The 25,013-nt window shown below is 63.5% G+C and carries 17 protein-coding genes and 1 pseudogene; 7 read left to right on the top strand and 11 right to left on the bottom strand.

Annotated features, from left to right (window positions below; genetic code table 11):
• Positions 1-119 precede the first annotated feature (119 nt).
• The 7 genes from glgA to BMW49_RS14100 all read left to right on the top strand — a co-directional run bounded on the left by glgA (position 120) and on the right by BMW49_RS14100 (position 11,566).
• A complete protein-coding gene (gene glgA, locus BMW49_RS14130; protein WP_069517212.1) occupies positions 120-1,667 on the top strand; it encodes a glycogen synthase GlgA in 1,548 nt (515 codons plus the stop codon).
• Complete coding sequence (treZ, locus tag BMW49_RS14125) at positions 1,667-3,427, top strand: malto-oligosyltrehalose trehalohydrolase (RefSeq protein ID WP_069517213.1); 1,761 nt, start codon at positions 1,667-1,669, stop codon at positions 3,425-3,427. Before glgA ends, treZ begins: the two co-directional genes overlap by 1 nt.
• Positions 3,424-5,493, top strand: coding sequence for a 4-alpha-glucanotransferase (gene malQ / locus BMW49_RS14120; protein WP_069517214.1), 2,070 nt, complete (start codon positions 3,424-3,426; stop codon positions 5,491-5,493). The genes treZ and malQ overlap by 4 nt, the downstream gene beginning before the upstream one ends.
• A complete protein-coding gene (locus BMW49_RS14115; protein ID WP_069517215.1) occupies positions 5,486-8,284 on the top strand; it encodes a malto-oligosyltrehalose synthase in 2,799 nt (932 codons plus the stop codon). The genes malQ and BMW49_RS14115 overlap by 8 nt, the downstream gene beginning before the upstream one ends.
• Entirely contained in the window at positions 8,281-8,616 is a 336-nt protein-coding gene (locus BMW49_RS14110) for a DUF2934 domain-containing protein (RefSeq protein ID WP_069517216.1), read from the top strand. Before BMW49_RS14115 ends, BMW49_RS14110 begins: the two co-directional genes overlap by 4 nt.
• 86 nt (positions 8,617-8,702) lie before the next feature.
• Positions 8,703-10,823, top strand: coding sequence for a glycogen debranching protein GlgX (gene glgX, locus BMW49_RS14105; RefSeq protein WP_090390975.1), 2,121 nt, complete (start codon positions 8,703-8,705; stop codon positions 10,821-10,823).
• Positions 10,820-11,566 carry a PIG-L deacetylase family protein gene (locus tag BMW49_RS14100; RefSeq protein ID WP_069517218.1) on the top strand — a complete coding sequence of 249 codons (747 nt, stop codon included), beginning with the start codon at positions 10,820-10,822 and terminating at the stop codon, positions 11,564-11,566. Before glgX ends, BMW49_RS14100 begins: the two co-directional genes overlap by 4 nt.
• 36 nt (positions 11,567-11,602) lie before the next feature.
• Here the strand turns inward: BMW49_RS14100 and BMW49_RS25645 are convergent, their stop codons facing one another.
• The 11 genes and pseudogenes from BMW49_RS25645 to arcD form a co-directional block, all read right to left on the bottom strand.
• Entirely contained in the window at positions 11,603-12,331 is a 729-nt protein-coding gene (locus tag BMW49_RS25645) for a methyl-accepting chemotaxis protein (RefSeq protein ID WP_425272764.1), read from the bottom strand.
• 126 nt (positions 12,332-12,457) lie between these two features.
• Positions 12,458-13,543: pseudogene (locus BMW49_RS25640) on the bottom strand (cache domain-containing protein); the annotation flags it as partial.
• 275 nt (positions 13,544-13,818) lie between these two features.
• Positions 13,819-14,943, bottom strand: coding sequence for an ABC transporter permease (locus BMW49_RS14090; RefSeq protein ID WP_069517220.1), 1,125 nt, complete (start codon positions 14,941-14,943; stop codon positions 13,819-13,821).
• 1 nt (position 14,944) lies between these two features.
• Entirely contained in the window at positions 14,945-17,680 is a 2,736-nt protein-coding gene (rbbA, locus tag BMW49_RS14085; protein ID WP_069517221.1) for a ribosome-associated ATPase/putative transporter RbbA, read from the bottom strand.
• The gene (locus BMW49_RS14080; RefSeq protein WP_069517222.1) at positions 17,677-18,747 is read right to left on the bottom strand and encodes an HlyD family secretion protein; all 1,071 of its coding nucleotides are present in this window, start codon (positions 18,745-18,747) and stop codon (positions 17,677-17,679) included. The genes rbbA and BMW49_RS14080 overlap by 4 nt, the downstream gene beginning before the upstream one ends.
• 46 nt (positions 18,748-18,793) lie before the next feature.
• Entirely contained in the window at positions 18,794-19,096 is a 303-nt protein-coding gene (locus BMW49_RS14075) for a chaperone modulator CbpM (RefSeq protein WP_069517223.1), read from the bottom strand.
• On the bottom strand, positions 19,096-20,043 hold the full coding sequence (locus BMW49_RS14070; protein WP_069517224.1) for a DnaJ C-terminal domain-containing protein: 948 nt from the start codon (positions 20,041-20,043) through the stop codon (positions 19,096-19,098). Before BMW49_RS14070 ends, BMW49_RS14075 begins: the two co-directional genes overlap by 1 nt.
• A 72-nt stretch (positions 20,044-20,115) precedes the next feature.
• The gene (gene arcC / locus BMW49_RS14065) at positions 20,116-21,075 is read right to left on the bottom strand and encodes a carbamate kinase (RefSeq protein ID WP_069517225.1); all 960 of its coding nucleotides are present in this window, start codon (positions 21,073-21,075) and stop codon (positions 20,116-20,118) included.
• A gap of 19 nt (positions 21,076-21,094) precedes the next feature.
• Positions 21,095-22,093 (bottom strand): ornithine carbamoyltransferase, encoded by a 999-nt coding sequence (gene argF / locus BMW49_RS14060; RefSeq protein ID WP_069517226.1) that lies wholly within the window; start codon positions 22,091-22,093, stop codon positions 21,095-21,097.
• Between the two features lie 25 nt (positions 22,094-22,118).
• On the bottom strand, positions 22,119-23,336 hold the full coding sequence (locus tag BMW49_RS14055; protein ID WP_069517227.1) for an arginine deiminase: 1,218 nt from the start codon (positions 23,334-23,336) through the stop codon (positions 22,119-22,121).
• A 52-nt stretch (positions 23,337-23,388) separates the two neighbouring features.
• Positions 23,389-24,852, bottom strand: a complete 1,464-nt coding sequence (gene arcD / locus BMW49_RS14050; RefSeq protein ID WP_069517228.1) for an arginine-ornithine antiporter — start codon at positions 24,850-24,852, stop codon at positions 23,389-23,391.
• Positions 24,853-25,013: the final 161 nt, after the last annotated feature.

Raw genomic sequence — 25,013 nt, 5'->3', positions numbered from 1 at the left:
CAGTCATCAATAGGGCGGGCCATGTCCCGCGGACGATTCAAGCACGCACGGCCCTGCAGCTGCAGGGGATGTGGGAGATGGCAGGCAGAACCTGCGACGAAGGAAGTCTGGAGGCGGGTATGGGTAATGCAGTGGCATCAGCGCGGATCACGGACGTCAACCTGCAGCAGGCGCGCCCTGTCCTGCATGTCGAAACGCGGCAAGCAGACACACAACGAATTCTCTTCGTCACCTCGGAAATTGCCGACCTGGTCAAGGTCGGCGGCCTGGGCGACGTATCGGCAGCCCTGCCCCGAGCACTGGCCCAGCACCACGATGTGCGGGTGCTGATCCCCGGCTACCGCCAGGTGCTCGACAGCGGCCACCCGATTCGCGTGGTCGGTGAAGTCGGCGGGCATGCCGCCCTGCCCGCTTGTCGCATTGGCCGTATGGACCTGCCTGACGGGCTGATTGTCTATGTGCTGCTCAGCCCGGAATTGTACGAGCGCGAAGGCGGTCCCTACGGCGACACGCAACTGCGCGACTGGCCGGATAACCATATCCGTTTCGCCCGCCTGGGCCTGGCGGCTGCCGAGATCGCCGCGACCAACGCCGGCATGGCCTGGCAGCCCGATCTGGTCCACGCCAACGACTGGCCAGCGGGCCTGGCGCCGGCCTATATGGCCTGGCGCGGGCTGAAAACGCCGAGCGTGTTTACCGTGCATAACCTCGCCTACCAGGGCCTGTGCGACCTGCATTGCAGCCCGGAACTCGGCCTGCCGGCCAGCGCCAGCAGCCCGGAGAGCATGGAGTTCTACGGCAAGCTGTCCTTTATGAAAGCCGGCCTGGCCCATGCCAGCCATATCACCACGGTCAGCCGCACCTATGCCCGCGAGATCACCAGCGAAACCTTCGGCTGTGGCCTCGAAGGCCTGCTCAAGCACAAGGCGATTCGCGGCCAGCTCAGCGGCATCACCAATGGCATCGACGAAAGCTGGGACCCGCAGCACGATGCCCATCTGGTCGCCGGCTTCAGCCCCCGCGACCTCGCTGGCAAGCGCGCCAATGCCCGCTATGTCGAGCAACTGTTTGCCCTGGATGCCGATGACGGCCCGCTGTTCGCCGTGGTCTCGCGCCTGGTGCAACAAAAAGGCATCGACCTGACCCTGCAAGTCGCCGAGCGCATCGTTGCCGGTGGCGGCCGCCTGGCGGTCATCGGCCGCGGCGAGGCGGAGCTGGAGCAAGCCATGCGCGAGCTGGCCGCGCGCCATCCGGGCCGTATCGGTGTGCAGATCGGCTTCAACGAAACCGATGCCCGACGCATGTACGCCGGCAGTGATTTCCTGCTGATGCCCTCGCGTTTCGAGCCCTGCGGTTTGAGCCAGATGTACGCCCAGCGCTTCGGTTCCCTGCCGATCGCCCGGCGCACCGGCGGCCTGGCCGATACCATCGAAGATGGCGTCAGTGGCTTTTTGTTCGATCAAGCCAACGCCGACAGCTACCTGGAGGCCATCAGTCGTGCGCTCAAGGTGTTCCGTCACCCTGCGCTGCTCAGTGCCATGCGCTGCCAGGCGATGTCCGCCCCGCTGTACTGGCGCCAGTCGGCACGCCCCTACGACCAGCTGTACCGCGACCTGATCGGGGTCAGCAAGCCCGTGCAGTTGGCCATGCGCAGGGCCAGCCGGTGATGACGTTGTCGACCCACGGTGCCCACCTCGACTCCCACGGCAACACCCACTTCGCGCTCTGGGCACCCAACGCCCACGAGGTGGCGTTGGTCCTCGGCAGCGGCGACCGTTATGCCATGCAGGCCGGTGAGCACGGCTGGTTCGCCGCCGATGTGGCCTGCCCGGCCGGCACCCGTTATCAGTTTTTAATCGACGGCCAGCACCAGGTGCCGGACCCAGCGTCGCGCGCCCAGGCCCATGATGTTCACGGCCCCAGCGTGGTGGTCGACCCGCGCACCTACCCATGGGTGCACAACGACTGGCAAGGCCGGCCCTGGCACGAGACGGTGCTCTATGAATTGCATGTCGGCGCCCTTGGCGGCTACGCCGGTGTCGCCCGCGAGCTGCCGCGCCTGGCCGAGCTGGGCATTACCGCCATCGAGCTGATGCCTCTGGGCAGCTTCGCCGGTCAGCGCAACTGGGGCTATGACGGCGTGCTGACCTTCGCCCCCCAGCGCGAGTACGGCAGCCCGGACGAGCTGCGCGCGTTGATCGACCAGGCCCACGGCCTTGGTCTGATGGTCTTCGTCGACGTCATCTACAACCACTTCGGCCCGGACGGTAACTACCTCGGCCTTTACGCCCGCGACTTCTTCCGCCACGACCGGCAGACGCCCTGGGGCGATGCCATCGATTTTCGCCGCCGCGAAGTGCGCGATTTCTTTATCGAGAATGCCCTGATGTGGCTGCTCGACTACCGTGTCGACGGCCTGCGCCTGGATGCGGTGCACGCCATTGAGGATGACGATTTTCTCCGCGAGCTGGCCCAGCGTGTACGCCAGGCCACCGGCAGCGAACGCCAGGTGCACCTGGTGCTGGAGAACGAAGACAACAATGCGGCGCTGCTGCAGGACGGCTTCGATGCGCAATGGAATGACGACGGCCATAACGTCCTGCACTGCCTGTTGACCGGCGAGCAGGAAGGCTACTACGCCGACTTCACCCAGGACGCCACACGCAAGCTGGCCCGCTGCCTCGGCGAGGGCTTCATCTACCAAGGTGAAACCTCGCGCCGCGGTACAGCGCGTGGCCAGCCCAGCGGCCACCTGCCGCCGACCGCCTTCGTGCTGTTTTTGCAAAACCACGACCAGACCGGCAACCGCGCCTTTGGCGAGCGCCTGGTCAGCCTGGCCGATCCCGAGGCTTTACGCGCCGCCGTGGCCCTGCACCTGCTCTGCCCCATGGTGCCGCTGCTATTTATGGGCGAGGAATGGGGCTGCGAGCAGCCGTTTCTGTTTTTCACCGATCACCACGACGCCCTGGGTGACGCCGTGCGCGAAGGCCGGCGCAGCGAATTCGCCGATTTTGCCGCCTTTGCTGATGCCGAGCGCCGCAGCACGATTCCCGACCCCAATGCCCTGAGTACCTTCCATGCGTCGGTGCCGCAACGCCCGGCTGACATGGCGCAAAGCCACGGTTGGCCTGCGCTGTACCAACAACTGCTGGCCTTGCGCCAACGCTGGATCACCCCGCGCCTGCCCGGCGCGCAATTGGCCCAGGTCACCGTGTTGGCCGAAGGCGCACTGACCGCGGCCTGGCTGCTGGGCGATGGCAGTGAGCTGCGCATCGACCTCAATCTGGGCGAGGCCGACGCCGCTGCAGCGCCACCGGCCGAGGGCGCAGACCTGCTGTTTGCCACGGGGCTAGAGCTCGACAGCTACCTGCAGAGCGGCACCCTCCCGCCACGCAGCCTGGTCGCCACCCTGAGGATTCAGTCATGAGTGATGCGCTCTATCGTCTGGCACAGGAAGCGGGTCTGAGCCTGGATTGGGTGGATGCCGATGGCAACCCGCAACGCCTGCAGGAGGCCACCCTGCGGCCGCTGCTCGGCGCCCTGGGCCACATGGCAGACAGCGACGCCCAGGCCGCCGAGAGCCTTGCCACATTGCTTGCGCAGCGCCGTGAGGCCGGTATGCCGCCGCTGCTCACCGTAGATCAAGGCCAGCCGTTGGACCTGTCCCGCTGGCTGGCACCCGACAGCGCCTTTAGCCTGATCTTTGCGAATGGCGAAACCCACACCGGCACCCTGAGCGCCCTGGCGCAATTGCCGGCCTGCCACAGTTGCGGCTACCAGCGCCTGGAGATTGCCGGCCAAATGGTGACTCTCGCCGTGGCGCCGCCCGCCTGCCCCTCGGTGGCCGAGCTGTGTGCCCCTGCGCGCCGCCTGGCCTGGGGTCTGTCGGCGCAACTGTACGGGCTGCGCCGCCCGGGGGACGGCGGCCTGGGCGACACCGCCGCTCTGGCCGAACTGGTGCGCAGCGCCGCGAGCAAGGGCGCCGATGCCCTGGCCATCAGCCCGACCCATGCCATGTATGGCAGCGATAATCAGATTTTCAGCCCCTACTCGCCCTCCAGCCGCTTGTTCAGCAATGTGCTGCATGCCGCACCGGCGCAAGTGCTCGGCCAGGCTGCCGTCGATGCCGCCCTGGCGCGCGCCGGGCTGGAGGACGAGTGGCAGCGCCTGAGCGACCTCGATCTGGTCGACTGGCCCGGCGTGAGCGCAGCGCGTCAGGCGCTGCTGCGCCAATTGCACCTGGATTTCGCCCAGGCCGCCGCGCCATTACGCGACGACTTCGCGGCCTTCTGCGCCGAGGGCGGTGAGGCTTTATTGCTGCATTGCCGTTTCGAGACCCTGCGCACCGCCCTGCTGAGCCAGGGCTTACCCGGCGATTGGCAGGCGTGGCCGACGCTGTACCAGGCGCCAGACCACACGGCCCTGGCTCAGTTGCTGGCACCGCTGAGCGAACAGGTCGAGTTGCAGGCGTTCGGCCAGTGGCTCGTGGCGCGCTGCATGGACCAGGTGCAGGCGACTGCGCGCCAGGCCGGCATGCACATCGGTCTGATCGCTGATCTGGCCGTGGGCGCCGACCCGGCCGGCAGCCAGGCCTGGTCGCGCCAGGAAGAATTCTTGAGCGGCGTCACCGTGGGTGCGCCGCCGGATATTCTCAACCGTTCCGGGCAAAGCTGGGGTGTCTCGGCCTTCTCCCCCGAAGGCTTGGTGCGCCACGGTTACCGGGCCTTTATTGAAATGCTGCGGGCCAATATGGCCCACGCGGGCGGCATCCGTATCGACCACATCATGGGCCTGCAACGCCTGTGGGTGATCCCGCGCGGCGCCGGCTCGCAAGACGGCGGCTACCTCAATTACCCGCTGGACGACTTGCTGCGCCTGGTCAGCCTGGAAGCCAGCCGGCACAACGCCCTGGTCATCGGCGAAGACCTCGGCACCGTGCCCGAGGGCCTGCGCGAACGCCTGGCGCAACGCGGCATTCTGGGCATGCGCGTGCTGCTGTTCGAGCAGCAGCACGGCCGTTTCATCGCCCCGGCCGACTGGCCCCGCGATGCCCTGGCCACGACCACCACCCACGATTTGCCGAGCATCAGCGGTTGGTACACCGGCGAAGACATTCACTGGCGTGAGCGCGCCGGCCACCGCGATGCCGAGCATACCGCCGGTGACCTGAGCCTGCGCCGCCGCGAGGCCCACGCCCTGCGCGAGGCCCTTGAAGCCCACAGCGGGCGCGCCCTGGATGAGCCCGAGGCGCTGCTCGATGCCGCCATGGGCTATGTCGGCCAGACCCCTGCACCGCTGGTGTTGCTGCCCCTGGAAGATGCCATGGCCAGCGATCAGCAACCCAATTTGCCGGGCCCCGGCGACCTGCACCCCAACTGGCGGCGACGCTGGGCGGTGGACGCCGGCGCGATGCTCGACATGCCCCGCGTCAATCACCGTCTCTACGGCCTTGCACAGGCACGCCGCAGCGCCCAGGACAGCTCCCATGACTGAAGTACGCGCTACCGCGCGCCTGCAATTTCACAAAGACTTCACCCTCGACGACGCCGTCGAGTGGGTCGATTACTTCGCCGGCCTGGGTGTCAGCCACCTGTATGCCTCACCGTTGTTCAAGGCGCGCCCAGGTTCGATGCATGGCTACGATGTGCTCGACCCCACCTGCATCAACCCCGAGCTGGGCGGCGAAGCGGCGCTTGAGCGCCTGGTCAGCGCCCTGCGCGCCCGCAACATGGGGCTGATCATCGACATCGTGTCCAACCACATGGCGGTCGGCGGTGACGGCAACCCCTGGTGGCTGGATGTGCTCGAATGGGGCGTTGCCAGCCCCTACGCGGCCTTCTTCGATATCCAGTGGCAATCCCACGACCCGCTGATGCGCGGCCAGTTGCTGCTGCCCTTCCTGCGTACCGACTATTACGAGGTGCTGCAGGCCGGGGAAATCGTCCTGCACCTGGACAAAGCAGGCGGTGCTTTCTACTGCGCCCATTACGAACACCGTTTCCCGCTCTCCCCGCCGACCTACGCCGAATTGCTGCGCCACTGCGCACAGCCTGAACTGCAGGGGCTGGCCGCCCGTTTTGCCGCGCTGGATGGCACCGCGGATGCCTGGCATACCGCGCGCCTATTGCGCGCCGAGTTTGCCGAACTGCTGCGCCACTCGCCGATGTCAGATGCCGTACTGATGGCCATGGCCAGCTACCGGCCAGTCACCCCGGACGGTTTACAGCGTCTGCACCAGTTACTCGAACGCCAGCATTACCGTCTGGCAAGCTGGCACACGGCGGCTGATGACATCAACTGGCGGCGCTTCTTCGACATCAATGAGCTGGGCGGTCTGCGCGTCGAGCGCAGTGATGTGTTCGAGGCCACCCATGTAAAAATCTTCGAGCTGATCGAGCGCGGCCTGATCGACGGCCTGCGCATCGACCATATCGACGGCCTGGCCAACCCCCGCGCCTATTGCCGCAAGCTGCGCCGCCGGGTCAACAGCCTGCTGACCGCCAATGGTCGGCCGACTGACGATTTTCTGATCGTGGTCGAGAAGATTCTCGGCGCTGGCGAGCAGCTGCCCGCCGATTGGCAGGTGGACGGCACCACCGGCTACGAGTTTATGAACCAGGTGTCGCTGCTGCAACATGCCCCCGAGGGTGAAGCGCCCATGGCTGAGCTCTGGACCGCGCTCAGCGAGCGCCCGGCCGACTTTATGGTGGAAGTGCGCGAAGCGCGGCAGTGGGTGCTCAGCACCTCCCTGGCCGGCGACCTGGAAGCCGTCGCCCAGGGCCTGCTGCTGATCGCCCGCGCCGACCTGGCCACCCGCGACCTGACCCTGGGTGCCATTCGCAGGGCGTTGCAGGCGCTGATCGTGCACTTTCCGGTGTACCGCACCTATGCCGGCGCCTGTGGCCGCAGCCCGGCTGACCAGGCCTTGTTCACCCAGGCCCTGGACGGTGCGCGCGGCGACCTGGCCGAAGCCGACTGGCCCCTGCTGCAGCACCTGGACCGCTGGCTGGGCGGCGAGCCGCTGCGCGCTGTGCCGGCCGGCAAGGCGCGCTATTTGCGGCAAACGGTGCTTACGCGCTTCCAGCAACTGACCTCACCGGCTGCCGCCAAAGCCGTGGAAGACACCGCCTGCTACCGCTCCGCCGTGGCCCTGGCGCGTAACGATGTGGGCTTCGACCCGCAACAGTTCAGCGCGCCCGTGGCCGAGTTTCATGCCTTCAACCAGGGCCGTGCGCAGTACTGGCCGGGCAACCTGCTGACCACAGCGACCCACGACCACAAGCGTGGCGAAGACACCCGCGCCCGCCTGGCCGTGCTCAGCGAGCGCGGCGACTGGTTCGCCGAACAGGCGCGAACCTGGTTTGACCTGGCTGCGCCGCTACGGGTCGAGCTGGCCGACGGCGTTGCGCCCTCGGCGGGTGACTGCCTGATCACCTTCCAGGCCCTGCTCGGCAGTTGGCCGCTGGACCTGCTGGTGGATGATCAGTCCGGCATCGCCGTCTATGCCGAACGGTTGCGCCAGTGGCAACAGAAGGCCCTGCGCGAAGCCAAGCTGCGCAGCACCTGGAACGCCCCCAACGAGCGCTACGAACAGGCCTGCCATGCTTTTCTCGACGGCCTGCTGATGTCACCCGAAGGTGCGCCCTTGCGTGAAGCGATCGCTGCGGCCGTGGTTACGCTCGCCGCTCCCGGCGCGCTCAATAGCCTGGCCCAGACCCTGCTGCGCCTGACCGCGCCAGGTATTCCAGACCTGTACCAAGGCTGCGATTACTGGGATTTCAGCCTGGTCGACCCAGACAACCGCCGCCCCGTGGATTACCCCGCCCGCGTCGCCGCCCTGGCCTCGCCCGAGACGCCCACGCAACTGCTCGCACAGTGGCGCGATGGGCGCATCAAACAGCGTTTGATCGCCGCCGTGCTCGCCCTGCGCACCGAGCAGCCAGCCGTGTTCGCCGCGGGCAGCTACCTGCCGCTGCAGGTGCGCGGCGCCCAGGCCGAACAGGTGCTGGCCTTCGCCCGCTGTCACGGCGCCGAACGCCTGGTGGTGATCCTGCCGTGCCGCGCCAGTGCGCTGGTCGCGGGCTTGCCGCATATCGCCGCCGAACGCTGGGGCGACACCGAGGTACTGCTGCCGCCGGATTGGCAGGCGAGCCACTACCAGGGGTTGCTCGAGAGCGACTGGCAGCCCCTGGAGGATCACTCACTCCCACTGGGTCAGGTGCTCGCCCACCTACCCGTCACCGTTTTGCGCTTAACCACTACCACCCAGGAGCCGCTGACATGAGCCCAACCGCCAAGAAGCCCGCCAGCCCAAAAACCACTGCACGCGACGAAAGCCGCATCCGCGAGTTCGCCTACCAGATCTGGGAGTCCGAAGGCCGCCCCGACAACCAGCAGGCGCGGCACTGGGAGATGGCGGAAAAACTCGCCGCCGCCGAAGCCGCCGGGCAACCGGTGAAAGCCCCGACACCACGCAAACCCGCGGCCAAGAAAGCCACCGCCCCCGTGGAGCCGGGCGCTGCCGTGAAGCAACCCCGGACCAGCAAGACCGCCAGCAGCACAACGCCCGCGAGCAGCCCGAAAGCTGCCGCCAAACCCGCTAAACCCAAGGCCTGAGCCCCGCTCGCCTTGACCAGGAGAAACACCCCATGAGCCGCACCACCAGCGCACCGACCAGCAGCACCTTCCGTGCGCCCGAGATCATGCAGCGCTCGCGCATCACCGAAGGCCAACCCTTCCCCCTGGGCGCCACCTGGGACGGGCTTGGCGTGAACTTCGCCGTGTTCTCCGCCCACGCCACCAAGGTCGAGCTGTGCCTGTTCGACAGCAAGGGCGAAACCGAACTCGAACGCATCGAACTGCCCGAATACACCAATGAAATCTGGCACGGCTACCTGCCCGATGCGCACCCCGGCCAGGTGTATGGCTACCGTGTATACGGCCCCTACGAACCCGATGCTGGCCACCGCTTCAACCCCAACAAGCTGTTGATCGAACCCTATGCCAAGCAGTTGATCGGCACCCTGAAATGGTCCGAGGCGCTGTTTGGCTACACCATCGGCCACCACGACGCCGACCTCAGCTTCGACACCCGCGACAGCGCCGCCTTCGTACCCAAGGCCAAGGTCATCGACCCGGCCTTTACCTGGGGTTCGCAGTCGTTCAAGCGCACGCCCTGGGACAACACGGTGATCTACGAAGCGCACCTGCGCGGCACCACCATGCGCCACCCGGCGGTGCCCGAGCACCTGCGCGGCACCTGCGCCGGCTTTATGAACAGTGAGGTATTGCAGCACCTGCGCAAGCTCGGCGTCACCAGCGTCGAGCTGCTGCCGATGCACGGCTTCGTCGACGACAAGCACCTGCTGGAAAAGGGCATGAAGAACTACTGGGGCTATAACAGCATCGCCTTCTTCGCGCCCCACGCCGAGTACCTGGCCAGCGGCAAGATCAACGAATTCAAGGAAATGGTCGCGCACCTGCACGATGCCGGCCTCGAGGTGATCCTCGACGTGGTCTACAACCACACCGCCGAAGGCAACGAGCTGGGCCCGACCCTGTCGATGCGCGGCATCGACAACGCCTCCTACTACCGCCTGATGCCTGACGACAAGCGCTACTACATCAACGACTCGGGCACCGGCAACACCCTCGACCTGAGCCACCCCTGCGTGCTGCAGATGGTCACCGACTCGCTGCGCTACTGGGCCACGGAAATGCGCGTGGACGGCTTCCGTTTCGACCTGGCGACCATCCTCGCCCGCCATGCCCACGGCTATGAAGAGCGCCATGCGTTTCTCGTCGCCTGCCGCCAGGACCCGGTGCTGAGCAAGGTCAAGCTGATCGCCGAGCCCTGGGACTGTGGCCCCGGCGGCTACCAGGTCGGCGGCTTCCCGCCCGGTTGGGTCGAGTGGAACGACAAGTTCCGCGACAACACCCGTGCCTTCTGGCGCGGTGACGAGGGCCAGGTGGCCGAGCTGGCCAGCCGCCTGACCGCCTCGGGCGACTACTTCAACCAACGCGGTCGCCGGCCGTTCTCCTCAGTCAACTTCATCACCGCCCACGACGGCTTCACCCTGCGCGACGTGGTGTCCTACGACCACAAGCACAACATGGCCAACGGCGAAGACAACCGCGACGGCACCGACAACAACCTGTCCTGGAACCACGGCTGCGAAGGCCCCACCGACGACCCGGAAATCCGCAGCCTGCGCCTGCGCCAGATGCGCAACCTGATGAGCACCCTGCTGCTCGCCCAGGGCACGCCGATGCTGGTGGCCGGTGATGAATTCGGCCGCACCCAGCAAGGCAACAACAACGTCTATTGCCAGGACAGCGAGCTGGCCTGGGTCGACTGGGAGCTGGATGACGAAGGCGTCAGCCTGCTGGCCTTCACCCAACGCCTGATCGCCCTGCGCCACCGCTACCCGATCCTGCGTCGCGGGCGCTTTCTGGTGGGCAAGTACAACGAAGAACTGGGGGTCAAGGATGTTGCCTGGTTGTCGCCGTGCGGCAACGAGATGACCGAGGAGCAGTGGACCGACGGCAACGCTCGCTGCCTGGGCATGCTGATGGACGGTCGCGCACAGCCCACCGGCATCCGCCGCAGCGGTGCCGATGCAACCTTGCTGCTGATCCTCAACGCACACCACGACGTGGTCAACTTCACCCTGCCCGAGGTGGCCGAGGGCAATCACTGGCAGTGCCTGATCGACACCAACCTGCCCGACGTCGCCCACATCGAACGCCTGGAGTTTGGCCATGAGTTCATCGTCACCGGCCGCTCGCTGCTGCTGTTCGAGTTGCAGAAGGATACGCAGTGAACGCCACGCCAGTGGAAGGCAGCGGGACCGCCGTACGCGCCTGGAATGCCTCACGGCACCTGGCGCGGGTGCAGAGCATGCTGGTCAGTCATCTGGTACCGGCCGGGGGGCGCGCGGTGCTGGTTGCGCCGCACCCCGGCGCCGAGGTGCTGGCCTGGGGCGGCTTGCTGCAACTGCTGCACCGTGAGCAGCGCGCGCTGTTGCTGATCTCCCTGAGCAATGGCATTCCCCATGGCCAACCGCTGCGCTCGCGCTGGACGCCGGAGCAGTTGGCGATCATCCGCCCCCTGGAAACCGCTGAAGCCCTGCAGCGCCTGGGCGTACCGGCGGCCGACCTGCAGTGGGTGCATGGCGGTTTCAGCGCAGGCAACCTGAACCGCCAGGACGATGCGCTGCAGGCGTTCCTCGGCACCTACCTGCATGCCGATGACGTGGTCTTCAGCACCTGGCGCGAAGATGGCGATGCCGACCATGAGGCCTGCGGGCGCAGTACCGCAGCAGCCTGCGCCATGGTCGGCGCGCGCTTTCATGAAGTACCGCTGGATGCCTGGCGCTGGGCCAGCCCGGAAGACCCACGCCTGCCCTGGGAGCGGGCGCGCAAGCTGCACCTGGATCGCTGGGCCCAGGCGCGCAAGCGGCATGCCGTGCAGGCGTTTGCCAGCCAACTGCACGGCGGCTCCCCGGCGTTCTCAGCGCCAGCATTGGCCCGATTGCAGCAGCCGTTCGAGTTGGTTTTTCTCTAACGCTACTGCCCCTGATAGCGACGGGGCTCAGGCCATCTAAGCTTTGAAACGGCCAACCAGCCCGTGCAGTTGATCGGACAACTGAGCCAGTTCCTGCGAGTCGCGGTGCGCCGATTGCGCGAGATTCTCGACCGCCAGCGCGTCGCTCTGGATCTGCACGATGTGCCTATTGATGTCTTCGGCAACATGGTGCTGCTCCTCGGCAGCAGTGGCGATCTGCGTGTTCTGGTCGCGGATATGATCCACTGCCCCACGAATCTGTTCGAAACTCTGGCTCGCCAACTCGATGCGCTCGACACTGGTTTGAGACATCTCAAGGCTGCTCTGCATCTGTTTGGTGACCTCCTGGGTGCGCCGAGCAAGGCCACCCAGCAGGGTGTCGATCTCACCGGTGGACTGGGATGTGCGCTGAGCGAGGGCCCGTACTTCATCAGCCACAACCGCAAAGCCACGCCCCTGGTCGCCAGCACGAGCGGCCTCGATTGCCGCATTCAGCGCCAACAGGTTGGTCTGTTCAGCGATGGCGCGGATGGTGCCCAGGATCGCGTAGATGTTCTGACTGTCCTGCTCCAATACCTGCAAAGCTTGCGCTGACTGCTGCAGGTTGTCGCTCAAACTTGCGACACTGCTGCTGGCATCCACGATCTGCGCCTGCCCGGCGTACACCTGGCGATGGCCTTCATCGGCGGACGTTGCGGCTTCACTACAGGATCGCGCCACTTCGTTGGCAGTAGCGACCATTTCGTTAAATGCTGTGGACACCATTTCCACGGCTTCACGCTGGCGCTCCGCTACATCTGTCATGTCTTGGGCTACGCGGGTTGAGCCTTCGGATGTCTGCCGCAATGCCGCCGAAGCATCAATAATGCGCTGTACAAGCTGACGGATTGTTCCAAGGAACTGGTTGAACCATTGCGCCAGCATCGCGGTTTCATCTTTGCCTTGTACCGCGAGGTTGCGGGTAAGATCGCCCTCGCCTTGGGCGATGCCCTCAAGGCCATTGGCAACGCTACGAATGGGATTAACGATGAGCTTTGCGAATACCGCACCAACAAGGGCAAAGACAATTGCCAGCAGCAGAACAATGACCGCAACCTGCCAGGCTAGAGCGTTGGCCTTGGCCACTACTTCTTTATGTTCGATCAAGCCAATGAAACGCCAGCCCAGCCCCGGCGAGGGCCAGATATTAGCCATATAGCGCGTGCCGTTCAGCTCCACGTCGACAAGCCCCTTGGCGCCGACCATCTTGGCGTAGTCGCCGCCCAGATCGGCGAGAGACTTGAAGTTATGCTCCGCGTTGCTGGGGTCAACCAGGACATTACCGCCGTCCTCCACCAGCATGAGATAGCCGGTCTCGCCAATTTTGATCTGCTTAACCAGGTCAGTGAGCTGCTTGAGCGAGACATCCAGGCCAACTACACCGGCCAGGTTGCCCTGGGTGTCATTAACCGTGCGGACCGTACCGATCAACACCGCATCGTCGGGCGCCCAGTAATAGGCTGCCGTGCGTTGCGCTTTCCCCGGGTTTGCCAGCGCAGCTTTGTACCAGGGACGTACTCGGGGATCGTAGCTCTTGAGACCCGGATCGCTTGGCCAGATGGCATAGCCGCCATCGACACGGCCATAAGAAAGATAAGCGGTGGTTGGATGCGCTTTCGCAAAGCGATCAAAGAGACTCTCCAACTCCTGATTAGCGGCTGGCAGCGGGATGCTGGGTGCATCCGCTGACGAGTAGTTCTTCAGTGATGGCGCAGCGACTACCTGGGGAAGACCCGCAAGGTACTCAACATTCTCGCTGATACCTTTGAAAAACATACTCATCGCATTATCGACTTGGCGAATTTCTCTTGCACTACCGTCTACAAAATCTGCCTCTGCCTGAGCGCGTAAATTGTAGATGACCACCACTGCGACCAAGAGAATGGGCACGCAGGCGATTACCGCAAAGGCCCAAGTCAGCTTCTGCTTAATATTCATTGAACGTACTCTCGAGAGTTGGCAGTTCGCCACGAGCAGAAATGCTCATCGCTGGGTAGTGCTCAAGGTATCGGCACTCAACTCAACACCTTAAGTGCACTTCCCAGGTTTTTAAGCAACCCCCTGAATCACCGAGGGGCTTGCTCCCCTACTTTCTTCCAGTGAGATGGAGCTCTTACGCTTGCAGACATATCTGGTTTGCCGCTCCAGTATTGCTCACCATTTGAAGCGTCTCGACACTTTGTGTTGATTGATAGCGGTTTCAGCTAGGTCACTTAAGACATCTGCGCCAGCGTCTTGCGAAAGCGCAGCAGCGCGCCGGTAAAAAACAACCCACCGATGGCGATGATTGCCAAGAACTGTGGCCACACAGTGGCGAACCCCGCACCGCGGTAGAGAATCGCCTGGGCCAGATCGACAAAGTGGGTAGTGGGCGCCACCAGCATGATCTGCTGCACCAGCTCAGGCATGCTCTCACGCGGTGTGGTACCCCCCGAGAGGATCTGTAGTGGGATCAATACCAGAATGATCAACAGGCCCAGTTGCGGCATCGAGCGGGCGATGGTGCCAAAGAAGATGCCCATCGACGTGGTGGCGAACAGGTGCAGCAGTGCACCACAGAGAAACAGCGGCAGTGAGCCGGCAATCGGCACCTGCAGCCAGCCTTGCACCACCAGCAGCAGCGAAAGCGCGGTGGCCAGCAGCACGACAAGGCCCATCGACCAGATCTTGGCCAACATAATTTCGGGTGGTGTCACGGGCATGACCAGCAGGTGCTCGATGGTGCCATGCTCGCGCTCGCGGATAAGTGCGGCGCCAGTGAGAATAATCGACAGCATGGTGATCTGGTTGATCACCTCCATCACCGAGCCGAACCAGCTGCGCGTCAGGTTTGGGTTGAATGCTACGCGGATGGCCACCTGCGCCTGCTGCGGCAGCTCGGCACGGTAACGACGCAAGAATGCACTGACCTCCTCGGCGCCAATCACCTGGATATAGCCGGCACCAGTGAAGGCCATGCTCACCTGCGTGGCATCGACATTGAGCTGGATCGCCGGGCTGTGCCCGGCGAGTACGTCGCGCTGGAAGTCCGGCGGTATATTGAGGGTGAAGGTGTACTGCCCGGAGTCCATGCCGTGATCCATCTGGTCCAGCTCAATAAGCTGCGGAGGTCGAAAGAACGGTGGCTGAAAGGCGTCGATCAAACGTGCAGAGAGTGGTGAACGGTCTTCGTCGACTACGGCGATAGAGGCGTTGTGCAGGCTTTCCGGCATGCTGGTGGCCGCGGTAACAATCCCCAGGGTAAAGGCCCAGATTATCAACAGCAGCAGTGCGGGGTCGCGCTGCAGGCTGCGCAGCTCCTTGAGCCCCAGGTGAAAGATGTTCGCCAGTTGCTCCATGTCAGGCCTCCTGTTTTTTCAGCAGGCTGGTACACAATGCCAACAGGACCGGAATGGTCACCAACAAGGCAATGAAGTAGCTGTACAGCTCAGCGAAACCAAGCGCTTTGGAAAACACCCCACGACTGATGATCAGAAAGTGCGAGGTGGGGTAAATCTGGCCAACCAGGGCACCAAAGCCTTCCAGTGACGCTACTGGGTAGATCAATCCGGAGAACTGAATGGCCGGGATCAGGGTAACGATGGCCGTACCGAAAACCGCAGCGATCTGGCTGCGGGTGAAGGTCGACATCAACAGTCCCATGGCCGTGGCGCAGCTGATGTACAGCAGACCGCCAACCATCAACGCCAGCAGGCCACCTTTGAGTGGCACATCGAATACCCACACTGCGGCTATCACCAGCAGAACGAAATTGAGCATGCCCAGGGCGATATACGGCAGTTGCTTGCCAAGCAGGAACTCCAGGCGTGTGACCGGCGTGACATATAGGTTGATGATCGACCCCAACTCTTTTTCGCGCACCACGCCGAGGGCTGTGAGCATCGCCGGAATCAGCATCAGCAACAGCGGGATTACGGCCGGCACCATGGCATTCAGGCTTTCCACGTCCGGGTTATAGCGGTAGCGCACTTCCAGGGTTGGCAGGGTGCTCGCGGTCGCCGCGCTGTCCTGCCGGGCCATCTCCTGCAAGTAGCCGGCATGCAAGCCCGTCACATAACCACGGATGGTTTCAGCGCGCATCGGCATGGCGCCATCGAGCCACATACCCACCTGGGGTACAGCGCCACGTTTGAGGTCACGACCAAAGTTGGGCGGGATTTCCACCGCCAGACTGATCTCGCCACTGCGCATGCGACGGTCCAACTCATCGTAATCGTGCAGCGGCGCTTGCTCGATGAAATAGCGAGAACCGGCCAGATTGAGCGCGTAAGCCTGGCTGGTGGTGGTCTGGTCGCGGTCGAGCACGGCGTAGGTCAGGTTCTCGACGTCCAGGCTGATGCCATAGCCGATGATAAACAGCAGCAGCAGCGTGCCGAGCAACGCCATGCCGCCGCGAATCGGGTCACGGCGCAGCTCCAGGGTTTCGCGGCGGGTGTAGCTAAACAGGCGTAACAGGCTGAACCGTTTACGCTTTAGCGTTTTCGCCGCTGCCCCTGGCGTAGCCTCTGTTGCTTCGGGGGCTGGTACTTGCGCCTGTTCGCCAACGGCATCCTGTAAGTAGGCGATAAAGGTGGCTTCCAGGCTGGGCAGTTCGCGCTTGCTCATCAGTGCCTTAGGCGTGTCGCTGGCGAGCACTTTGCCGGCGTGCATCAAGGAGATGCGGTCGCAGCGCAGTGCCTCATTCATAAAGTGGGTGGAGATGAAAATGGTCACCCCGTCATTGCGCGAGAGATCGAGCATCAGCTGCCAGAACAGGTCACGGGCAATCGGGTCGACACCTGATGTGGGCTCGTCGAGGATGAGAATTTCTGGCTTGTGAATGACCGCTACAGCCAGTGAAAGGCGCTGGCGAATGCCCAGTGGTAGGCGCTCGGGCAGCTCCTCCATGATGCCACCCAGGCTGAAACGCTCAGCCATGGCCGTCACCCGCGCCGCGATCTCCGTGGCCGGTACGTGAAACAGCTGCGCGTGCAGAACCAGGTTCTGTCGCACGCTCAACTCGGCGTACAGCGAGAATGACTGCGACATATAGCCGACCCGCTTGCGCGTCGCCATGTCGTTTGCGTTTACCGTCTGACCGAACAGCAGGGCCTGCCCTTCACTCGCTGGCAGCAGGCCGGTGAGCATTTTCATGGTGGTGGTCTTGCCGCAACCGTTTGAGCCGAGAAAGCCGAAAATCTCCCCACGCTCGATGCGAAAGTCGACGCTGTCTACCGCGACAAAATCGCCGAAGCGCATGGTCAGGCCACGGGTTTCGATGGCAATTTCCTGGTTACCACTGGGCCGCGCCAAGACCACCAACTGCTTGTGCGCGCTGCGCTTGGCTTCCGGCAACAGTGTGATAAAGGCCTGTTCCAGGCTTTCGCAGCCAGTCGAGGCGAGTAACTCGGCCGGGCTGCCGGTGGCCAGCACAGCGCCGTCGTCCATGGCCAGTAGATGATCGAAGCGCTCGGCTTCCTCCATGTAAGCAGTGGCGACCAACACACTCATCTGTGGGCGCTGCTGGCGAATGCGTTCGATCAGCTCCCAGAACTGGTTGCGCGACAGCGGATCGACGCCGGTGGTCGGTTCGTCGAGGATCAGCAGGTCAGGGTCGTGGATCAGTGCGCAACACAGCCCGAGCTTCTGCTTCATGCCGCCGGACAGCTTGCCCGCTGGCCGCTCGCCAAACTCGCTGAGCCCGGTGCTACGCAGCAGTTCGGTAATGCGGGTTTTGCGCTCCGACTCAGCCTGGCCGAACAGGCGGGCGAAGAAGTCCAGATTCTCGATCACCGAGAGCGTCGGGTAGAGGTTCTTGCCCAACCCCTGGGGCATATAGGCGATGAGCGGGCAGACTTGCCGGCGATGGTCACGGCTGGCCATGTCGCCGCCAAGCACTTCGATTTGCCCGCTCTGGATTTTACGGGCGCCGGCAATCAAGGCTAGCAGGCTGGATTTACCCACCCCGTCGGGGCCGATCAAACCGACCATGCTACGCGCGGGAATTTCCAGGCTGACGGCGTTGAGCGCGCAGGTTTTACCGTACTGCAGGCTGACCTCATGCAACTGCGCCACGGGTGCTGCAGGCGCGCTCACTGCGGAACCTTGATCGCCAGGTGTTCGGGCCACTCGACCTGTGGGTCGAGGCGCAGGTATGCGACTCCAGGCACCCCGGTTTTGACCTGGGTAAGATGCTGCTGCAATAGCTGTGGATCCAGTCGCGCCTTGACCCGAAACATCAGCTTTTCGCGCTCGCTGGCGGTTTCCACGGTTTTCGGGGTGAACTGGGCGACGCTGGCCACATAGCTGACCTCGGCCGGGATCACATACTGGGGTATGGCATCAATCACCAGACGCACCTCTGCTCCCAAGGCGACCCGGCCGGCCTGCTGTTCGGGCAGGAAAAAGGTCATGTAGACATCACTCAGATCGACCAGATTGAGCACCTTGCCGCCCGCCCCTATCACTTCACCCGGCTCGGCGATACGGTATTGCACTCGCCCCGTGCGTGGTGCCTTGAGTTGGCTGTCCTCGATATCGATCCGTAAACGCTCGACGCTGGCCTCGGCGGCCTCCACGGCGGACAGCGCTTCAATCACCTGGGACTGGGCAGCGGCAATCCCCGCTTCAGCGGAAATAACCTGGGACTGGGCAGCGGCCAGCGCCGCCTGGGTGCTTTGCAAATGGGCAAGGTCATCATCCAGCTGTTGCTGCGCCATGACATTGCGCTTGACCAGAATGGCGCTGCGGGCATGACGCTTTTGCGCGGCAGAGACTTCCGCTTGCCGTTGGCGAACGATGGCCTCAGCGGTCACTTTCTCGCTCTCGCGCAGGCGTACCTGGGCGCTGGCTGTCAGTTGGCTGTTCTGGGCCTGGCGCATTTGCGCCTGAGCCTGAAGTACTTGCGCCTGCAGCACCTGGGTGTCCATGCGCGCAATCACCTGCCCGGCCTTGACGAACTCGCCCTCCTCGACCTCAATACTGGCGATACGCCCTGCCAGCTTGCTGGCCGCATCGACATCGGTGGCTTCGATCCGGCCATTGCCGCTGGCAAAGCCGTCGCCCAAGCCCGTGGGGCGCAAGGTGTACCAGAGACCGGCAGCGATAATGGCCACAAGGGCGACGCTGACGGCGGGGAAGATCCATTTACGGCTGACTGACATAGTGACCTTTGCTCTCTAAGCAGCGGAGTTGGGTAATGGCGCAACCTTAGGGTTGCTCGAAGCGACTCAGGCGTCGGCGCAGGTGGTTATTTTCGGCGTGCAGTTGCTCCAGCTCATCGAGCAACTGCAACGCCAGAGCAACACCGGCCCAGTCGATTTGCAGGTCGCTCTGTAAGCGAAACGCGCGCTTGACGACAGCCAGTGCGTTGCTGCCAAACCGCCATTGTTCCGGTGTCGCCCCACTGGGCTCGACAATGCCGTGCTCAACAAGCTCCAGCAAAATCGTCTGCGGTAGCTCAGCGCACTGGCAGAACTCTTCAATGTTCAGTTGCATGATCAGACGGCTCATCACTGGCTCCACTGTGCGCGCGGATTGAAAGCGGCTTGCTCAGCCAGCTGTGCCCATAGCGCACGCACAGGCTCGTCGGTTTCAGCGGGGATGACGATCTTGAACAACGCATACAGGTCACCCGGCTCACCGGACTTGTTGCGCAGGCCCTTGCCCTTGATCCGCAGGCGTTGCCCCGCTTGCGTGTTGGCCGGTACGCGCAAGTTGATCTTGCCGTTCAGCGTCGGCAGCGTGACCTGGCTACCCAACGCAGCCTCCCAAGGCGCCAGCGGCACGGTGATGATCAGGTTGTGCGCTTCAACGTCGAACAGCGGGTGGGGCACCAGCTGGATCAGCAAATACAGATCGCCATTGGCACCACCGCCTAACCCCGGCGCGCCCTGCCCCTTCAGGCGAATGCGCTCACCATGGCTCACCCCAGCTGGGATCTTTACGTTCAAGGTCTTGCTGATCGCCGGCAAGGGCTGGCCGTCTGGGCTGTATTGCAGAAGCTGAAAGGCAATGGTCTTGGTGTCATCGCTCAGGGTTTCTTCCAGCAGCAGCGGCAGCGCCATTTCAATATCCTGGCCGCGGCGTGCACTGCTGCTACCGGCGTCGTGGGCACGGCCAGCGCCCGCAAAAATCGACTCGAAGAAGTCGGAGAACTCTCTGTTGCTATTACCACCGCTGGAATAGCCCGCATTGCCGGGTGGTTGCCAGCCAGGGGGCGGTTCAAAGGGGCGCCCGTACTCGGCATGTTTACGTAGCTCGTCGTATTCGGCCCGGGTTTCGGTGCTTTTCAGCACCTCATAGGCTTCGGCGACTTCTTTGAATTTATTTTCCGCATCCGCTTCCTTGCTGACGTCGGGGTGGTATTTACGCGCCAGTTTGCGGTAGGCCGTTTTCACGGCTTTGTCGTCTGCTCCCGGCTCAAGCCCGAGCACCTTGTAGTAATCCTTGAAGTCCATCGAGCCACCTTGGGGTCGTCTACCGACACGTTTCTGGCACCAGTAAACGCTTGAACGCTGCAGCGCGCTTTGTCAGGGATCAAGAGAGTTGACATTACTCATGTAGGGCAGCGTATCTGCTGTTGCCAGGCAGACCTGGGTACCGGCAGAGCCGGCGAGCATGGCTTCGATGTGTTCGAGCGAGCCGATCACCGCACGCCGACCGGTCGCGAGGACGAAGGCCTGTGCTGCTTGCACCTTTGGTCCCATCGAGCCTGCGGCGAATGCGTGCTCGCTCAGCGCTTGTGGCGTGACCTTGTTGAGGGCGCGTTGCGTGGGTTTGCCCCAGTCGAGGTAGACCGCCGCTACATCGGTTGCGATCACCAGCACATCGGCGTGCAGCTCGCGCGCCAGTAGGCTGCTGCACAGGTCTTTGTCGATCACTGCCTCGACTCCGTGCAGCCCGTCGCCCTCGGTATTGCGCGCCACCGGGATGCCACCGCCACCGGCGGCGATCACCAGCGCGTCATGCGCCAGTAACCAGCGGATGGCCTGCAGCCCGAGCACGCGTTGCGGTTGCGGCGATGCCACCACGCGCCGGAAGGCCGCGCCATCCGCCGCCATGCTCCAGCCCTTGGCTGCAGCGATTTGCACGGACTGTGCCTGGGTGTAAAGCGGCCCTATCGGCTTGCTGGGATGGGTAAAAGCGGGGTCATGGGCGTTCACCTCCACGCGGGTCATCAGAGTCGTTACGGCCCGTGTGGCGGGTAGCAGATTGGCCAGTTCCTGCTCCAACAGGTAGCCGATCATGCCATCGGTCTGCGCGCCCAAGACGTCCAAGGGGTAAGCGTCAACTTGCACATAAGCCTCCGCCTGCAGCGCCAGGAGCCCGACCTGCGGACCGTTGCCGTGGGTCAGCACCAGGTTGTGCTGCGCAGCTACACGCGCTAATTGCACGGCCGCCCGGCGGATATTGGCCAACTGGTTTTCTGCCGTTGGCGGCTGATCGCGGCGCAGCAGTGCATTACCGCCCAGCGCGACGACAATCCTCATCGGTTGGCTCCTTGGCTGTTCATCCCAGGGTCGCGACCAGTACGGCCTTGATGGTGTGCATACGGTTCTCGGCCTGAGTGAAGACAATCGATGCGTCGGACTCGAACACTTCGTCGGTCACCTCGATCTCGCTGAGACCGTATTTCTCGAAAACCTCGCGCCCAACCTCGGTGTCCAGACCGTGAAACGCAGGCAGGCAATGCATGAACTTGGTGAGCGGTTTACCGGTGGCCTGCATCAGAGCGGTAGTGACTTGGTATGGCAGCAACTGGTCGATGCGGCGCTGCCATACTTCATCGTCCTGCCCCATGGATACCCACACGTCGGTGTAGAGGAAGTCTGCACCGGCCACAGCCTTGATCGGGTCACTTTCCAGGCTGATGCGGGCTCCGGTGCGCTTGGACAGCTCACGCATCTGCATCACCAGCTCGGCGGGCGGCTGCAGATCGGCGGGCGAGCAGATGCGCACATCCATGCCCATCAGCGTGCCCCCTACCAGTAACGAGCTGCCCATATTGAAGCTGGCATCCCCCAGGTAGCAGAAGCTCAGCTCATGCAGCGGTTTTTCGCCGAACTCCTGCATGGTCAGTAAGTCCGCAAGAATTTGCGTGGGATGCAGCTCATCGGTCAGCCCGTTCCAGATAGGCACATTGGCGTAGCGCGCCAACTCCTCGACCACACTCTGGTGGAAGCCCCGGTATTCGATACCGTCGTAGTAGCGCCCAAGAACCCGGACGGTGTCCTTTAGCGACTCCTTGTGGCCCAGTTGCGAGGTGCCGGAATCGAGGCAGGTGACGTGCCCGCCCTGGTCGTGCACCGCCACTTCAAAGGCGCAGCGGGTGCGCGTGGACGGCTTCTCGAAGATCAGCGCGATGTTCTTGCCCTTGAGCCGTGGCTGTTCGTTGCCCGCCGCCTTGGCGCGCTTGAGATCGGCGGCCAGGTCAAGCAGAAAGCGAATTTCCTCAGGGGTGAAGTCTTTCAGTGTCAACAGGCTGCGGTTGTGCAAATTGAAACTCATGGGCTGTTCTCGTCTAAGGGATGGCTCAGAGCGCGTCGCGCTCTATTGGGCAGGACATGCAGTGGCTGCCACCACGGCCGCGGCCCAACTCGGCCCCTGGCACGCTGATGACCTCGACCCCCACCTTGCGTAATAAGGTGTTGGTGTGGGTATTGCGGGCGTAGCCCATCACCACACCGGGCGCCAAGGCCAACAGGTTGTTGCCGTCGTCCCATTGCTCGCGCTCGGCCTGCCAGGTGTTGCCGCCGGTGACCACCGAACGCAGCTTGGCCAGCCCTATTGCAGTGGCTACGACCTCAAGGAAGGGTTGAGTCTCAGTGCGCACATCCAGGCTGCCTTCGCGCTCGCCTGGCCTCAGGCTATGCACGCGGATTGCATCGACCATCTCAGGAAAGCAGGTCACCAGGTCCACGTCGCAGAAGGTAAATACCGTGTCCAGATGCATGGCACCACGCGACTTGGGGATCTGCGCAGCCAGTACCCGGGTGGCAGCGCCCTGGGCAAACAACGCGCGGGCCAGCTGGCTCACTGCCTGGGGCGAGGTACGTTCGCCCATACCGACCAACACCACGCCATGACCCAGGGGCATTACGTCGCCGCCTTCCAGGGTGGCGCCGCCATGGTCCTGATCCGGGTCACCCCACCAGGTTTTCACCTTGCCGGCGAACAGCGGATGGAAGCGATAGACCGCCGCCGTCAGCAGGGTCTCCTGACGGCGGGCCGGCCAGTACATCGGGCACAGCACCACGCCGTCACCAATCCAGCAACTGCTGTCGCGGCTGAACAGCGTGTTGGGTAACGGAGGCAAGAGAAAATCACTGGGCGCAGCGCAGCGGGCCAGTAACCCTTCTGGCTCGAATGGCAGCTCAGCCCGAGCCAGGCCGCCGATCAAGTGCTCGGCCAGGCGCATCGGCGCCAAGGTCTCCAGCCAAGGCCGCAGTTGCTGTGCAAGCTCTGGGTCGACGGTGCCTGGGCCAAGCTTGCGGTCAAGCAACCAGGAGCGAGCCGCCGTATCGGTCAGGGTGCTGGCCAGCAAATCGTGTAACTCCAGCACCTCCACATCGCGACCGACCATTGCATTGGTGAAGGCATCGTGATCATTGCGTGCCTGTTCTACCCACAGCACATCATCGAACAGTAATTCATGGCAATTGGCCGGCGTCAGCCGCTGCTGCGCCAGCCCAGGCCGGCATACCAGCACGCGGCGTAAACGACCGATTTCGGAATTAAGACCTTGGCTCATGGCAGTAGCTTCCTCTTCATGAATAGCGGCGGGACGGGCAGGCCCAGGTGCTTTACAGGCCGAGCCGGCCCAGAGCCAGGAGAGTGGCGGCAAGGCCAGCGAGCAGGATCAGTGCAGCCAGAACGGCCCATTCCCAGGGGGTAAAAACCTGTTCCTGGCGCTGGCGTTTGGCCCAGGCGTAAAGCACCACGCCAGGGGCGTAGAGCAAAGCGCTGAGCAGCAGATACTTGAAGCCTGCGGCATAGAGCAGCCACACGCAGTACAGCGTGGCCAGGGCGGCGACAAGCATCTCAGCGTGCTGGCGGACCGCTTTCGCGCCCTCCCCGCGCCAGGCCAACAACAGGCCATAGGCGGCGCTGAACAGATAGGGCAGCAGGATCATCGCCGTCGACAGCGAGATCAGTGCGAGGTAAGAAGCCTTGGAGAACAGCGTCAGAATCAGGAACAGCTGCACCATGCCATTGGTCAGCCAGAGCGCGTTGGCAGGCACACCTTTGGCGTTGGGCTGCCCCAGCCATTTCGGCATGACACCACCGCTGGCCGGGGTGAACAGTGACTCGGCCGCCAGCAGCATCCAGGCCAGGAAGCCACCGCCCACCGAAACGATCAGGCCGACGTAAATCAACACCGCGCCCCAGGTGCCGACCGCGCTTTCCAGCACACCCGCCATCGAAGGATTCTTAAGGCCTGCCAGGGTCGCCTGGTTGAACACGCCCAGTGACAACAGTGACACCGCCATCAGCAGAAACAGGCAGATCAGAAAACCAATGACGGTGGCGCGACCGACGTCTTCACGTTTGCGCGCCCTGGCCGAATAGACACTGGCACCCTCAATGCCGATAAACACCCACACCGTTACCAGCATGGTGCTCTTGACCTGGTCGAGCACCGAGCCAAGCTCGGCATTGCCCCAGAAGTCGAGGCTGAAGGTGTCGATCTGGAAAGCCATTGCCACCAGCGCGATAAACAGCAACAGCGGGACGATCTTGGCCAGTGTGACCACCGCATTGAGCACCGCTGCGCCCTGGATGCCGCGCAATACCAGCAGGTGGATGACCCACAATACGATCGAAGCACCGGCAATTGCGGCAGGCGAATTACCGCTGCCAAATACCGGAAAGAAGTAGCCCAGCGCCCCGAATGCCGCCACCAAATAGCCGACATTGCCGATCCAGGCGCTAACCCAGTAGCCCCAGGCGGAGTTGAAGCCCACGTACTCCCCTGACAGCGCACGGGCGTAGGCATAGACGCCGTTGTCGAGTTCGGGCTTGCGCCGCGACAGCGTCTGGTACACCCGCACCAGCAACAGCATGCCAATCCCGGTGATGGTCCAACCAATCACAATGGCGCCAGCCCCCGCACCTGCCGCCATGTTTTGCGGCAGGCCAAAAATACCGCTGCCAATGATCGAACCGACCACCAGCGCCACCAACAGACCCAGGCCTAGTTTGTGCGGTGCCGGTGTGGTTTGCCTGTCAGAATGTTGCGGTGCGGCATGCGCAAGGGAACTATTCATACCGCGCCACCCCACACGCACACGGCGGCGCTGCAGCGGTAAATGGCGGTTTGAGGATGAGCCATAGCGAGTACCTGTGCGGGGTGTTGCCAGTCACGGCGTGCCGCCCGTGGCCTGGCTTGAATTCCGCGACCAGTCTGTTCGCCATACTCTCAGCCGTC

The sequence above is a fragment of the Pseudomonas cuatrocienegasensis genome, assembly GCF_900110925.1.
In the GTDB taxonomy this organism is placed as follows: domain Bacteria; phylum Pseudomonadota; class Gammaproteobacteria; order Pseudomonadales; family Pseudomonadaceae; genus Aquipseudomonas; species Aquipseudomonas cuatrocienegasensis.
This window is presented reverse-complemented; position numbering and strand designations above follow the sequence as displayed.

Bases quoted from the DNA above. Each gene is read 5' to 3' on its own strand.
- treZ (WP_069517213.1), top strand. From the start codon at position 1,667: ATGACGTTGTCGACCCACGGTGCCCACCTCGACTCCCACGGCAACACC.
- BMW49_RS25645 (WP_425272764.1), bottom strand. From the start codon at position 12,331: ATGGTGTCCACAGCATTTAACGAAATGGTCGCTACTGCCAACGAAGTG.
- BMW49_RS14090 (WP_069517220.1), bottom strand. From the start codon at position 14,943: ATGGAGCAACTGGCGAACATCTTTCACCTGGGGCTCAAGGAGCTGCGC.
- BMW49_RS14110 (WP_069517216.1), top strand. From the start codon at position 8,281: ATGAGCCCAACCGCCAAGAAGCCCGCCAGCCCAAAAACCACTGCACGC.
- BMW49_RS14115 (WP_069517215.1), top strand. From the start codon at position 5,486: ATGACTGAAGTACGCGCTACCGCGCGCCTGCAATTTCACAAAGACTTC.
- arcD (WP_069517228.1), bottom strand. From the start codon at position 24,852: ATGAATAGTTCCCTTGCGCATGCCGCACCGCAACATTCTGACAGGCAA.
- argF (WP_069517226.1), bottom strand. From the start codon at position 22,093: ATGAGTTTCAATTTGCACAACCGCAGCCTGTTGACACTGAAAGACTTC.
- BMW49_RS14055 (WP_069517227.1), bottom strand. From the start codon at position 23,336: ATGAGCCAAGGTCTTAATTCCGAAATCGGTCGTTTACGCCGCGTGCTG.
- BMW49_RS14075 (WP_069517223.1), bottom strand. From the start codon at position 19,096: ATGAGCCGTCTGATCATGCAACTGAACATTGAAGAGTTCTGCCAGTGC.
- BMW49_RS14070 (WP_069517224.1), bottom strand. From the start codon at position 20,043: ATGGACTTCAAGGATTACTACAAGGTGCTCGGGCTTGAGCCGGGAGCA.
- glgA (WP_069517212.1), top strand. From the start codon at position 120: ATGGGTAATGCAGTGGCATCAGCGCGGATCACGGACGTCAACCTGCAG.
- arcC (WP_069517225.1), bottom strand. From the start codon at position 21,075: ATGAGGATTGTCGTCGCGCTGGGCGGTAATGCACTGCTGCGCCGCGAT.
- BMW49_RS14080 (WP_069517222.1), bottom strand. From the start codon at position 18,747: ATGTCAGTCAGCCGTAAATGGATCTTCCCCGCCGTCAGCGTCGCCCTT.
- glgX (WP_090390975.1), top strand. From the start codon at position 8,703: ATGCAGCGCTCGCGCATCACCGAAGGCCAACCCTTCCCCCTGGGCGCC.
- malQ (WP_069517214.1), top strand. From the start codon at position 3,424: ATGAGTGATGCGCTCTATCGTCTGGCACAGGAAGCGGGTCTGAGCCTG.